This window comes from Terrabacter sp. Soil811, from assembly GCF_001429655.1.
Classification (GTDB): Bacteria; Actinomycetota; Actinomycetes; order Actinomycetales; family Dermatophilaceae; genus Terrabacter.
This window is the reverse complement of sequence record NZ_LMSX01000011.1, coordinates 34,481-46,425: the sequence shown is the minus strand read 5'-3', so window position 1 is coordinate 46,425 and position 11,945 is coordinate 34,481. Positions and strand designations below refer to the sequence as shown.

At 70.4% G+C, this 11,945-nt stretch carries 12 protein-coding genes; 11 read left to right on the top strand and 1 reads right to left on the bottom strand.

Features of this window, described 5'->3' with window-relative positions; all coding sequences use genetic code 11:
- Positions 1–39 precede the first annotated feature (39 nt).
- Together ASH01_RS19270 and ASH01_RS19265 are read left to right on the top strand one after the other, a co-directional pair.
- Positions 40–825, top strand: coding sequence for a histidine phosphatase family protein (locus tag ASH01_RS19270; protein ID WP_056779916.1), 786 nt, complete (start codon positions 40–42; stop codon positions 823–825).
- Positions 818–1,699 (top strand): NAD(P)H-hydrate dehydratase, encoded by an 882-nt coding sequence (locus ASH01_RS19265; RefSeq protein WP_056779913.1) that lies wholly within the window; start codon positions 818–820, stop codon positions 1,697–1,699. The genes ASH01_RS19270 and ASH01_RS19265 overlap by 8 nt, the downstream gene beginning before the upstream one ends.
- Before the next feature lie 78 nt (positions 1,700–1,777).
- Here ASH01_RS19265 and ASH01_RS19260 read toward each other — a convergent pair whose 3' ends face one another.
- A complete protein-coding gene (locus tag ASH01_RS19260; RefSeq protein ID WP_056779910.1) occupies positions 1,778–2,521 on the bottom strand; it encodes a GAF and ANTAR domain-containing protein in 744 nt (247 codons plus the stop codon).
- A 348-nt stretch (positions 2,522–2,869) separates the two neighbouring features.
- On the opposite strand from ASH01_RS19260, the gene ASH01_RS19255 reads away from it, so the two are divergent.
- The 9 genes from ASH01_RS19255 to ASH01_RS19215 all read left to right on the top strand — a co-directional run bounded on the left by ASH01_RS19255 (position 2,870) and on the right by ASH01_RS19215 (position 11,857).
- Complete coding sequence (locus ASH01_RS19255) at positions 2,870–3,514, top strand: ANTAR domain-containing protein (RefSeq protein WP_156415675.1); 645 nt, start codon at positions 2,870–2,872, stop codon at positions 3,512–3,514.
- Between the two features lie 156 nt (positions 3,515–3,670).
- On the top strand, positions 3,671–4,510 hold the full coding sequence (locus ASH01_RS19250; RefSeq protein WP_082620032.1) for a GAF and ANTAR domain-containing protein: 840 nt from the start codon (positions 3,671–3,673) through the stop codon (positions 4,508–4,510).
- A complete protein-coding gene (locus ASH01_RS19245) occupies positions 4,507–5,265 on the top strand; it encodes an ANTAR domain-containing protein (protein ID WP_056779903.1) in 759 nt (252 codons plus the stop codon). The genes ASH01_RS19250 and ASH01_RS19245 overlap by 4 nt, the downstream gene beginning before the upstream one ends.
- A gap of 11 nt (positions 5,266–5,276) precedes the next feature.
- Positions 5,277–5,951, top strand: a complete 675-nt coding sequence (locus tag ASH01_RS19240) for a GAF and ANTAR domain-containing protein (RefSeq protein ID WP_162263904.1) — start codon at positions 5,277–5,279, stop codon at positions 5,949–5,951.
- A gap of 132 nt (positions 5,952–6,083) precedes the next feature.
- Positions 6,084–6,794: an HAD family hydrolase gene (locus ASH01_RS19235; protein WP_056779898.1), complete on the top strand. Its 711-nt coding sequence runs from the start codon at positions 6,084–6,086 to the stop codon at positions 6,792–6,794.
- A 59-nt stretch (positions 6,795–6,853) separates the two neighbouring features.
- The gene (locus ASH01_RS19230) at positions 6,854–8,215 is read left to right on the top strand and encodes a cytochrome P450 (RefSeq protein WP_156415674.1); all 1,362 of its coding nucleotides are present in this window, start codon (positions 6,854–6,856) and stop codon (positions 8,213–8,215) included.
- 74 nt (positions 8,216–8,289) lie between these two features.
- On the top strand, positions 8,290–10,701 hold the full coding sequence (locus ASH01_RS19225; RefSeq protein ID WP_056779892.1) for a molybdopterin oxidoreductase family protein: 2,412 nt from the start codon (positions 8,290–8,292) through the stop codon (positions 10,699–10,701).
- On the top strand, positions 10,698–11,180 hold the full coding sequence (locus ASH01_RS19220; protein ID WP_056779889.1) for a hypothetical protein: 483 nt from the start codon (positions 10,698–10,700) through the stop codon (positions 11,178–11,180). The genes ASH01_RS19225 and ASH01_RS19220 overlap by 4 nt, the downstream gene beginning before the upstream one ends.
- Entirely contained in the window at positions 11,177–11,857 is a 681-nt protein-coding gene (locus ASH01_RS19215; protein WP_056779885.1) for a GPR1/FUN34/YaaH family transporter, read from the top strand. The genes ASH01_RS19220 and ASH01_RS19215 overlap by 4 nt, the downstream gene beginning before the upstream one ends.
- The last annotated feature ends 88 nt before the right edge of the window (positions 11,858–11,945 follow it).

The following is an 11,945-nucleotide window of genomic DNA, read 5'->3' as shown; positions in this document are numbered from 1 at the left end:
GTCGCGCCGGGGGCAGCCACGACTCCGAGCGGGCACGGCATGACGCTGAGTGAAGCGGGGCAGCAGATCCCCGGCACCTTGGACGCGCTCGTCCTGGTTCGCCACGGCGAGAGCATGGGCAACGTCGCCGATGCTCAGGCGCGGAAGGCCGGTGCAGGCCATCTCGACCTCGACACCCGCGACCCAGACACTCCCTTGTCCGAGCGCGGCGTGCGACAGGCGATGGTGCTGGCGCAGCACGTCGCCCAGACCGAGGCGCGCCGCCCCGACGTCGTGCTCAGCTCCCCGTACATGCGGGCGGCCAGCACCGCACGCATCGTCGCCCAGGCCATCGGGATGCAGCCGACCTGGGACGAACGGCTGCGGGAGCGCGACCTCGGAGTCTTCGACGGGCTCACCGGCTCGGGGATTCGGGCGAGTTATCCGGAGGAGGCCGAGCGGAGGTCGCGGCTCGGCAAGTTCTACTACCGTCCGCCGGGAGGAGAGAGCTGGACCGACGTCGCCCTGCGAGTGCGCCAGGTGCTCCTCGACCTGGCCCTGACTCACTCAGGTCGCAGTGTCTGGGTCTTCAGCCACCAAGCCGTCATCATGAGCTTCCGCCTCGCCCTCGAGGGTCTCGACGAGACGACACTGCTCGATCTGGACCGGTCGCAGCCTCTCGCCAACTGTTCGCTGACCCGCTACCGAGGGCGCCCGGGTACGCCTCTGGAGCTGGAGTCCTTCGCCGACGTACGCCATCTCGAGGACGCTGCCGTCGAGGAGACCCACGAGCCCACTGCGACAGAACCGTCCACTCCGCGCGAGAGGAGGCAGGCCGGTGCCTGACGAACATCCCGCGCAGGTGGACGAGGCGCTCCTGCGGGGCTGGCGGCTGCCGGACCCCGGCGGTGACAAGTCCGATCGGGGCACCGTGCTGGTCGTGGGCGGTGCCCGGCAGACGCCGGGTGCAGTCCTCCTCGCCGCCGAGGCCGCGCTCCGGGTCGGAGCCGGAAAGGTGCAGGTGGCCACTGCCGCCGACACCGCCGCGACCCTGGCTGTTGCGCTGCCCGAGGCCTTCGTCGAGGGGCTGCCCGTGCTGCATGACGGCGAGCTGGCGATTGCGGGGGCCGACCGCGTGCTCGAGCTGGCGTCTGCCGCCGACGTGGTCCTGCTGGGGCCTGGCCTGGGTCAGCCCCAGAGCGCGAATCTCTTTGCGGCACAAATCGTTCCCCACCTGGGCACTCGGCTGGTGCTCGACGCCCTCGGGACGGCATACCTCACCGGGCGGCTCGATGGCGTCCGTCATCTGGCAGGCAGGGCCTTGCTCACCCCCAACGTGTCGGAGCTGGCAGCCCTTCTGGACCGACCCGAAGAGGACGTCTCGGACGACCAGCTCGGGGCGGTCCGGGCGGTGGCCGACGCCACCGAGGCGGTCGTCCTCGGCGGGGGAGAGGTCTCGTATGTCGTTCGTCCGGGTGGCGAGTCGTGGTCGTGCGACTCCGGGCCCACCGGTCTCGCGACGGCAGGCTCAGGCGATGCCAAGGCCGGCGCGGCGGCCGGCCTCCTCGCAAGGGGTGCGACCCCCGAGCAGGCTGCGGTCTGGGCGGCGTGGTTGCATGCGCGCGCCGGGGAGGCGCTGCAGGACGCGCAGCCCGGGTTCCTCGCCCGCGACGTGGTCCGCAGCGTGCCGAGGATGCTTCACCGGTTCGAGGCCTGCTAGCACCTGGAGCCGCCGATGGTGCCGGTGTGCGCTCGGTGTCAGGAGCGCAGGTGGTATGCCGGGTGGCCCGCGCCGCTGCTACGGCTGGCCGTGCGGGGTGACGTCCAGTGCCCCGGTGTCGATGACGTCGAGCGCGACGTCGTGCAGCTTTCGGTTGGTGTTCTGGCTGGCGATCCGCAGCAGGTCGAACGCCTGGTCACGGGTCAACTTGTGCTGGGCGACGAGTACACCCACGGCGGTGCCGATGTCGCGATTGGAGCTCAGGGCCCGTTCGAGGTTGTCGACCCGGTCGCGCAGATGTGCGGCAGTGACGGCCTGCGCTGCGTGTGTCGTGAGCAGCAGGCCCTCCGCGAGGTCGTGGTCGTCGAACGAGTTCGGCTCCTCGGCGTAGAAATTGAGGCCGGCCACCAGGTCGGTCCACTCGAGGTTCATCCGGAACGACAGCATGCTGTGCAGACCCAGCTCTGATGCCACGCGACGGCCGTACACCGGCCACCGCTCGTCGGTGGCGAGGTCCTTCGGCTGGTAGATCGTGTGCTCGACGATGGCGTCGACGCAGGGCCCGGAGCCGAGCTCGTACTGCATGGCGTCCGCTTGACGGGCCACGTCGTCCGATGCGGCCGCGGTGACGAACCGGTTGTGGCTGAGGGTTGTGATGCTCGCGGCTCGAGCCCGAGGCACCCGCTCGACGGCCAGGCGTGTGACGGCGCCGAAGGCGTTCCTCGCGTCGGCCCGCCCGAGCGCGCGGCCGAGACGGTCGAAGTCCTCTGCCACGCCGCGCAGGTAGTCGGGGACGCGGTCATGGCTCATCGTGTCGGTCATCGGGCTGAGCTCCCGTCAGTCCCTGCACGCGCAGGGCGCACCGGGACGGGTCGAAGGCGGCAACTCCTTGTCTAATCACGGTCGCCTGTGGTTGGTGGTCGACAACCCGCTGCTGCAGGTCCGAGGGTTCCGTACCCATCTGCTCCCCCCGTCCATCGGGCGTTCTGCGTCGAGCACGCCAGGGCTCCTGTTTGGAATCGACGATCCCGGGCACGTGTCGGATGAGGCCAACGGCCACTCAGGTCATCCACCAGGACCGGCCCGCGGCACCACGACGTCGATGGAGAGACGGTGGAACCGATACCCGAGACACACGAGGCGCTTTTGGAGCTCGAACGTTATGGCGACGTGGACCTACGCCAGGATCTGGAACGCCTCACGGCCACGGCTCGCGAGACGGTGCCCGGTCTGGTGGGCGTCAGCCTGGCCCTGACGACCGACGACCTCGTCCTGACGTATGTCGCCTCCGACTACCGCATCGCGGCCCTCGACGGCGTGCAGTACGCCGATGACGGGCCCTGCCTCGAGGCGATCCGCGAGGACACCATCATCACCAGCGACAGCGACGGGCTGCTCGACGAGTCGACCTGGCTGCTCTTCGCTCAGGCGACGGCCGCCGCAGGGATCCGGAGCACGCTGTCGATGCCTATCCGGCACAGCGGGGTGGTGACGGGGGGAGTCAACCTCTACGGAGCCGAGCAGGAGACGTTTGAGGGCAAGGCTGAGGTCTTGGCCGAGCTCTTCGGCGCTTGGGCTCCCGGTGCCGTGGCCAACGCAGACCTGTCGTTCGAGTCCCGACTGGAAGCCGTCAGGAGCCCTGAACGCCTACGGGGCCAGGCCTATGTCGACCAGGCCGTCGGCCTGCTCATCAGCGCTCGAGGGCTGACTCCGGACGACGCCGAAGGGCGGCTCCAAGCCGCTGCCGCCCGCGCTGGTGTGGCCGTCTTCGTGCTCGCCCGAGCTCTCATGGAGGCCTTCACCGACGATGTATAGGAACCTGCCCTCGCGGCGAAGAGGCTTGGGCGGCTGGGTACGTCGGGGGCCACCCGGCGTAGTCTGGGGTCTTGAGGTCTCCCTTGACCGTTGGTGTCCCAGCCTCAGGGCGGCGACGCGGGTTCCGGCCCGCGGCGCAGGCAGGAGGAGAAGGCAATGGGCGGAACGAGCAGCGCCAGAAGGATCGACAACGATCTCGGTGACCTCCGGATCGTTGCGGAAGCATTCGCCGACCTCGGCTCGCGGTTGGCCCAGCTGCAGCCATTGGATCCGTTCGAGGCCATCACCGCGGTCGCGAGGGAACAGTTCCCCAGGGCAGCGGGCGCGAGCGTCACCACGTTGCGCCACCACCACTTCGTCACCGTGGCCGCCACCGACGACCGGACACGTCGAGCGGACTCCATCCAGTACGAGCTGGGGTCAGGTCCGTGTCTTGACGCCATCGTTGCTCGCACGATGTATCGCCCACGCGACCTGCGCACCGACGAGCGCTGGCCGGCCTACGGCCGTCGCGTCGCGGATGAGCTCGGCCTCGACAGCATGCTCTCCTACCGACTGGTGCTGCCCGCGGACGACACAGTTGCCGGGCTCAACCTCTATGCCGAGCAGCCCGACGCCTTCACGGACCACGACGCCCTCCTCGGTCTCCTTCTGGCCACGCACGGCGTTCAGGTCGCGACGGCGATGTTCTACGGTCATCAGGTGCAGCACCTGAAGCGCGCCCTGAAGACGAACCGAAGGATCGGCGTCGCCATGGGGGTTCTCATGGCGACCCACAAGGTGACCGACGAGCAGGCCTTCGACCTGCTGCGCATCGCGAGCCAGAACAGCAACCGCAAGATCGCCGAGATCGCCGATGACGTCGTGGAGACCGGCTGTCTGGATGTCACGGCCTACCTACCGCACGGCTCGCGCCGACGACCGAGCCCGTCGGCGGCACCCCAGGCCCTGCCCCCTTCTCACACCCCGCCGATGAGCCGGCCGGGCCCACCGTGAGCGCCAAGGCGGCGCTGCTCGCCGAGCTGGCGCGGACCGTGGCCGCCCAGAGCCAGTACCCGTCGTTGCCCGAGCGGCTGTGCCGGGCCGCCGTGCACCTCATGGGTGCTGCCGGGGCGTCACTCACCATCGCCTACACCACGCCTCACCGGGTCACTCTGTGCTCCACGGACGATCGGGCGAGTCGGCTCGAGGATCTCCAGGACGTCCTGGGCCAGGGACCCGGTCCGACGGCCTACGCCTCGGGCCACCAGATCAGGTCGGACATCGGGATGCTGACGCCGCGTGGCGTCGCCGACGTGGACGCGCGGTGGCCCGAGTTCGACCTCGCCGTCCGTGACGCCTTCATCGGGGTCCGCATCACCGCCATCGCGATCCACCCGGACAGCAAGATCATGGGTGTCCTCACCTGTCACCAGTCCCTCGAGACCAGTCCTCTCCTCGAGGAGCCCATCGCACAGTTCCTCGCCGACGCCGTCGGCGTTGCACTGCTCCAGGACCCCGACACGTTGGCCACCGACCTGACCGGGCCGTGGGCCAGTAGGGCCCAGGTCCACCAGGCCACCGGCATGGTGACGGCTCAGCTGCACGTGCACCCCGAGGACGCCTTGGCCCTGCTTCGCGCCCACGCCTTCGCGCACGGCTGGACCCTGGCTCGGGTCGCTGCCGCGGTCGTGCAACGGGAGCTCGACTTCACCGGGGAGCTCAACGAGGACATCACGCGGGACCCTCAGGACGGGACCGGCCGGCCATGAAGATCACTCCCATGGAGGCCATGGCCCGGGCCGCCTCGACGCTGGTATGCGACCACGACGTCACGGACGTGCTCGCGCAGCTGCTCACCGATGCCGCTGAGTCGATGGACGCATCGGCGGCGGGCATGCTGCTTCTCCGACCGCACGGCGTGCTCGAGGTCCTCACCGCCACGTCCCACCGGGGCCTGGACCTCGAGCTCTACCAGGCACAGGAACGTCGTGGCCCCTGCGCAGAGGCAGCGACGACCGATTCGACGGTCGTCGGCAACGACCTGGTCGAGATCCGGGCTCGGTGGCCCGATCTCGCGCCGATGATCGAGGCGGCGGGCTACCTGGCGGTAGAGGCCCACCCACTGCACTGGCACGGGCAGGTGCTGGGCGCGCTGAACCTCTTCCACGACCACGAGCTGACCCACGAGTCGCTGGAGCCGGGGCAGGCCTTCGCCGACGTGGCGACCCTTGTCATGCTCACGCCGAGCCAGCTGAGCCAGCCCGCCGTGGCGGCGCTCGTGGAGGCCGCCCTGACGGGGCGCACTGTGATCGAGCAGGCCAAGGGCGTGCTTGCCTACCAGCGCGCCATCAGCACGGAGCAGGCATACGCGCTGTTGCTGCAGCAGGCGCGGGAAGCTCGACTCAGCGTCACACGGATGGCGGAGACCATCGTCCGGAGCGCCTACACCCGCTGATTCCCGGGCAGCGTCGAGGAGCTCCTCGGTACCGCCGCGTGCGAGTGTCGGCGGCGCGGCGTCGCCCCTCGTGACACCACTCGAACGTTCCGGCTCGGGAGACCGTTCAGACGCCGTGGGTATGTCGGAACCATGACCCACCGCAGCAGCGACACCCTCATCGACACCGTGATCCTCGACGTCGACGGCACCCTCGTGGACAGCAACTACCACCACGCGCTCGCCTGGGCACGCGCCTTCGCGCACCACGAGCTGTTCCCGCCGATCTGGCGGATCCACCGCGCCGTGGGCATGGGCGGGGACAAGCTCGTCGCCCATGTGGCCGGCGACGAGGCGGAGCAGCGGGTGGGGGGACCGTTGCGAGACCGCTGGACGCAGGAGTTCGACCGCCTCATCCAGGAGGTCCGGCCCTTCGACGGGACGAGGACGCTGCTCGAGGCGGTCAAGGCCCGCGGCCACCACCTCGTCCTCGCGAGCTCCGGCCAGCCGCAGCACGTCGAGACGTTCCTCGGGCTCTTCGACGGGAAGGCGCTCGCGGACGCGTGGACGACGGCGGACGACGCGGAGGAGAGCAAGCCGGCCCCCGACCTGCTGCACGTCGCACTCTCACGGGTCGGCGGCTCGGCCGGTGTCATGGTGGGGGACGCGACGTGGGATGCCCAGGCAGCGAAGAGCGCAGGCATGCCGTCGGTCGGTCTGCTCACCGGTGGCTTCAGCGAGGCCGAGCTGCGCGATGCCGGTGCGGCCGAGGTCTTCGAGGGTCCGGCACGGCTCGCCCGGGCTGTCGCGGAAGGGCTCGTGGAGGGCCTTCCGTCCGGACCGTCCCAAGCACCCGGGCGGTGAGTCGAGGATTTGCCCGAGCGGGCATCGGGTAGTGGGTGAGGACCGACCAGGAGGTGACCATGTGGTTCGACCAGACGCTCGACCTGCTCCGCAGGGGCTACGTCTTCACGGCCCGGGCTCGGCAGCGCCGCGAACCCGCTGAAGCAGCAGGTCGTCCGCGGTATGCCGTGACGGTGCGGTTGTTGGGGAAGCCGGCAACCGTCGTCGGCGGGTCCGACGGCGTACGCCTCTTCTACGACTCGTCGCTCATGCGCCGTCGCGGCGCGATGCCGCAGGCCGTCGCACGGCCGCTCTTCGGACGAGGCGCCATCCACGCGCTCGACGGTCAGGAGCACCGCCTCCGAAAGGCGATGTTCGTCGAGACGCTCATGGACGCAGAACGCGTGGCCGAGCTGCTCGACATCACTGACGGCCTGCTCGACGAAGCCCTGCAGCAGTGGCGCGCCCGTGGGGGAGGTGTCGTCTACCCCATGGCGACGGAGGTCTACGGCCGTGCCGTGATCCGGTGGGCCGGGATCGACGTGCCACCCGACGTCGAGGACCGTCGATCCCGCGACCTCGCCGMCATCGTGGACGGCTTCGCGACCCCCGGGGTGCCATACGCCAAAGCCTGGCGCGGCAGGCTCGTCTGCGACCGCTGGGCCGAACGGCTCGTGCGCGAAACGCGTGAGGGACGACGGGCCGTGCGGGCCGACTCCATCCTGTCCCGGGTGTCGGCCCAACGAGATGTCGACGGCGCCCTGCTCGACGTCCACACTGCGGCCGTAGAGCTGCTCAACGTGCTGCGGCCGACCGTCGCCGTGGCCCGCTTCGCCGCGTTCGGGGCCGTCGCCTTGGCCGAGTCACCCGACTGGCGACGGCGGCTGCGCGACGAGGTGCACGAACGCGGTGTCGGCGTCGGTGGGCCTCTGGCCACCGCCTTCGCTCACGAGGTGCGACGCGTCTTCCCCTTCGTCCCGTTGCTGGCCGCCGTGGCCACGAAGGACACCGACTTCGAGGGCTGCCCGGTTCCTGCGGGCCGGCGCGTGCTGCTCGACGTCATGGCGACGAACCACGACCCGCAGGAGTGGGAGCGGCCCAACGAGTTCGACCCCGAGCGGTTCCTCGGCACCGCTGCCGAGTGGAGCCCCCCGTTCGTGCCACAGGGTGGCGGCCGTCCCGAGGACGGGCACCGATGCCCTGGGGAGATGGTCGCCGTCGGCCTCGTGGCCCTGACGTGCGCCCGTCTGGCGGAACTCGGCGGTGAGCTCGTGCGCGGACAGGACCTCGGCTGGTCGTGGAGCAGGGTCCCCGCGCTGCCCCGGTCAGGTGTCGTCGTCGCCGTCGAGGGGTCGGCGTCGTGTCCTGTCGCGCGCGGCGCCGAGGGACGAACCGACCCCGGACGGGCCTCGGCGCCGACTCACGCGCCATCCGTGGGGTAAGGGACGGCCGAAGGGCGCAGCCCTGACCCTGACCGTGTGCCGATCGCCGACGGCCGAGTGACGAGGAGACACCTGTGCCGACCGAGGACCGCATCGCCGATGTCTGGGGTGTCCGCACGCCGTTCTCGCGAGGTGGCGATTGGCCCGTGCGGGTCGACGCCCACCTCGCGCCCGGTGTCGGCTCCGATGACGTCGACCGCTGGGTGCAGACGGCCTCCACCCTGCACTCGAACGGGGACGCCTTCGATATCGCGGTCCGCGACGGTCGGATGGTCGGGGTCCGCGGGCGGCCGGACGACCGCGTCAACCGCGGACGGCTCGGCCCCAAGGACCTCTACGGTTGGCAGGCGATCCAGTCGCCCGACCGCCTGACCCGCCCGCTCGTGCGCCGCGAAGGACAGCTCGTCGCGTGCTCCTGGGAGGAGGCGATGGCGGTCGTCGTCGACCGGACGAAGCAGCTGCTCGAGGAGCAGGGCCCGAGCGCCGTCGGCTTCTTCACGACCGGCCAGCTCTTCCTCGAGGAGTACTACACGCTGGCGCTCGTGGCGCACGGTGGGATCCGGACCAATCACGTCGACGGCAACACCCGTCTCTGCACTGCTACTGCGGCCGAGGCGCTCAAGGAGACCTTCGGCAGTGACGGTCAGCCCGGGTCCTACACCGACGTGGACCATGCGGACGTCATCGCCCTCTTCGGCCACAACGTCGCGGAGACCCAGACGGTGCTGTGGATGCGGATCCTCGACCGGCTGGCGGGGGACGAGCCGCCGGCGGTCATCTGCGTCGACCCCCGCCCCACCCCCGTCGCGCGGGCCGCGACCGTGCACCTCGCACCGCGAGCCGGCACCAACGTCGCCCTCATGAACGGCCTGCTGCACGAGGTCGTCGCGAACGGTCACGTCGACGAGGCCTGGGTGCAGTCCCACACCGTGGGCTACGAGGACCTCGTGCACACGGTCGCGCGCTACACGCCCGAGCTCGTCAGCACGATCTGCGACGTGCCGGCCGACGACATCCGGGCGGCGGCCCGTCTCGTCGGGGAGGCGCAGGCGCTGCTCTCCACGGTCCTTCAGGGCTTCTACCAGTCGCACCAGGCAACGGCCGCCGCGGTGCAGGTCAACAACCTGCACCTGCTGCGCGGCATGATCGGGCGGCCGGGCTGCGGCATCCTCCAGATGAACGGACAGCCCACCGCGCAGAACACCCGCGAGTGCGGGGCCGACGGCGACATGGCCGGCTTCCGCAACTGGAGCAACCAGGCACACGTCGAGGACCTCGCACGGGTCTGGAACATCGAGCCCAAACAGATCCCGCACGCGACGCCGCCCACGCACGCGATGCAGATCATGCGCTACGTCGAGGACGGCTCCATCCGGATGCTCTGGGTGTCCGGGACGAACCCCGTGGTGTCGATGCCTGAACTGGCCCGCATGCGTTCGATCCTCTCGCAGGAGCGGCTCTTCCTCGTCGTCCAGGACATCTTCCTCACGGAGACCGCCCAGCTTGCCGATGTCGTGCTGCCGGCCGCTGCGTGGGGCGAGAAGACCGGAGCCTTCACCAACGTCGACCGCACCGTCCACCTATCGGAGAAGGCCGTCGAACCACCAGGAGAAGCCCGGTCCGACCTCGACATCTTCGTGGACTTCGCCAACCGGATGAACCTGCAGGACAAGGACGGCCAGCCTCTCGTCAAGTGGTCGACCCCCGAGGAGGCCTTCGACGCGTGGCGGGAGTGCAGCCGGGGGCGGCCCTGTGACTACAGCGGCCTCAGCTACGCCAAGCTGCGCGGCGGCAGCGGCATCCAGTGGCCCTGCACCGACGAGGCCCCGGGCGGCACGGAGCGGTTGTACGCCGGTGGTGCCTTCTGGGCGTCGCCGGAGGACTGCGAGACCTACGGGCGCGACCTCGAGACGGGCGCGCCTGTGGAGGAGCAGGAGTACCGCGCGCTCAACCCCTTCGGCCGGGCCGTCATCAAGGCCTCCGACTACCGGCCGCCGCACGAGATGCCCGACGAGGAGCATCCGCTCCAGCTCATCACCGGACGGACCGTCTACCACTTCCACACCCGCACCCGCACCGGGCGCGCGCCCGAGCTGCAGGCCGCGGCGCCGGACGTCTGGGTCGAGGTGTCGGTGTCCGATGCCGAGAGGTACGGGCTGCGCGAGGGGGACCTCGCGGAGGTCGTGACCACGCGCGGCGAGGTTCGCGCCCGGGTGCGCGTGAGCGGCATCCGTCCCGGAGTCGTGTTCCTGCCGTTCCACTACGGCTACTGGGACACGGGCGAGGGCTGGCGACCGGGGGAGCACGGGCGTGCCGCCAACGAGCTGACGTCGACCGACTGGGACCCGGCCTCCAAGCAGCCCATCTTCAAGACTGCTGCCTGCGCCGTGCGCAAGGTCGCCGACGGAGACGGCACGCCGGCCCCGGCCCCGGACAACACCGCGTCGGCGCCGGTTTCAGCGCCGCTGGGAGGAGAACGTCGATGAGGATCGGGACCGTCCTGCGGGACCTTCACCACGACGAGAACGAGCTCGCCCGCACCCTCCTGCGGGTTGCCGACGAGCACCGCGCGGACCACGAGGTGCACCGCATGGGCCGACACCTGGCAGAGTGGTCGACCCGCCACGTGCGCGAGATCGCTTTCATCGCCACCTCCTTCGGCGAGCAGCTCGAGCCCGTCCCGGACAGCACGCCGACGCTGGTCGACGGGGCACGACAGTGGGTGTCCGAGCGCCGAGGACGCTCCGCGGAGACCGAGCTCGTCATGGTGCGCGACCTGCGTGACGTCTACCTCCGTGCCTCCAGCGTGCTGACCGACTGGGAGATGATCGGGCAGGCCGCGCAGGCCATCGTCCATGACGAGCTGCTGGAGCTGGCAACTCGATGCCAGGCCGAGACGAAGCGACAGGCCACGTGGGCCAACGCGAAGATCAAGGAGTGCTCGACCCAGGCGCTGGTCGTATGAGCACCCAGAGCTCCGCGGCCCACGAGAGCGAGACCCGCATCGTGGTGCGGCCGCTCGGGAACCCCCTTCCCCTCGGCTTCCTCGCCCTCATGGTCGCGACGACCGCGGTCGCGATGCTTCAGCTCGGGGTTCTCCAGCCTGACCAGGGACATGTCGTCGCCTTGGGCCTGCTCGTGCTGACCGTGCCGCTCCAGACCATCGCCTGCGTCCTGGGATTCCTGGCGCGCGACCCGGTGGCCGGCACGGGCATGGGAGTCCTCGCCGGGACCTGGGCCGCCGTGGGGTTCACGATGCTCGGCTCAGCACCCGGAGTCACGTCACCCGCGCTCGGGGTCCTTCTGCTCGGTTCAGCCGTCGCGATGACGGTGCCGACCGCGGCGGCGACGACCAAGCTGGCGGGACTGGCCGTCCTGGGTTGCAGCTCTGTCCGCTTCGCCATCACTGGCATCGGCCAGCTCACGGGCTCCCCCGCGTGGCTCACCGCGGCCGGATGGGTGGGGGTCGTGCTCGCCCTCGTCGCCGCGTATGCCGCGCTGGCCTTCGAGCTCGAGGACGTGCGTCATACGACGGTCCTACCCATTGGACGGCGCGGCGCGGGAGCGAGCACGATGACGGCTCCGGCCCGAGACGAGCTCGCCCCGGTCGCACACGAGGCCGGCGTGCGTCAAGAGCTGTGAGCAGGGCGGCACCGGCCAGCCCACGCACACGTGCTGCGAACGCGGCGCGAATGGCTTGTCGCACAATGAAATAAGAACTTCTTCATAC

What these genes read in the sequence shown, in the direction of transcription:
- ASH01_RS19270 (WP_056779916.1), top strand. Translation starts at nt 40, where the DNA reads ATGACGCTGAGTGAAGCGGGGCAGCAGATCCCCGGCACCTTGGACGCG.
- ASH01_RS19260 (WP_056779910.1), bottom strand. Translation starts at nt 2,521, where the DNA reads ATGACCGACACGATGAGCCATGACCGCGTCCCCGACTACCTGCGCGGC.
- ASH01_RS19250 (WP_082620032.1), top strand. Translation starts at nt 3,671, where the DNA reads ATGGGCGGAACGAGCAGCGCCAGAAGGATCGACAACGATCTCGGTGAC.
- ASH01_RS19240 (WP_162263904.1), top strand. Translation starts at nt 5,277, where the DNA reads ATGGAGGCCATGGCCCGGGCCGCCTCGACGCTGGTATGCGACCACGAC.
- ASH01_RS19235 (WP_056779898.1), top strand. Translation starts at nt 6,084, where the DNA reads ATGACCCACCGCAGCAGCGACACCCTCATCGACACCGTGATCCTCGAC.
- ASH01_RS19220 (WP_056779889.1), top strand. Translation starts at nt 10,698, where the DNA reads ATGAGGATCGGGACCGTCCTGCGGGACCTTCACCACGACGAGAACGAG.
- ASH01_RS19215 (WP_056779885.1), top strand. Translation starts at nt 11,177, where the DNA reads ATGAGCACCCAGAGCTCCGCGGCCCACGAGAGCGAGACCCGCATCGTG.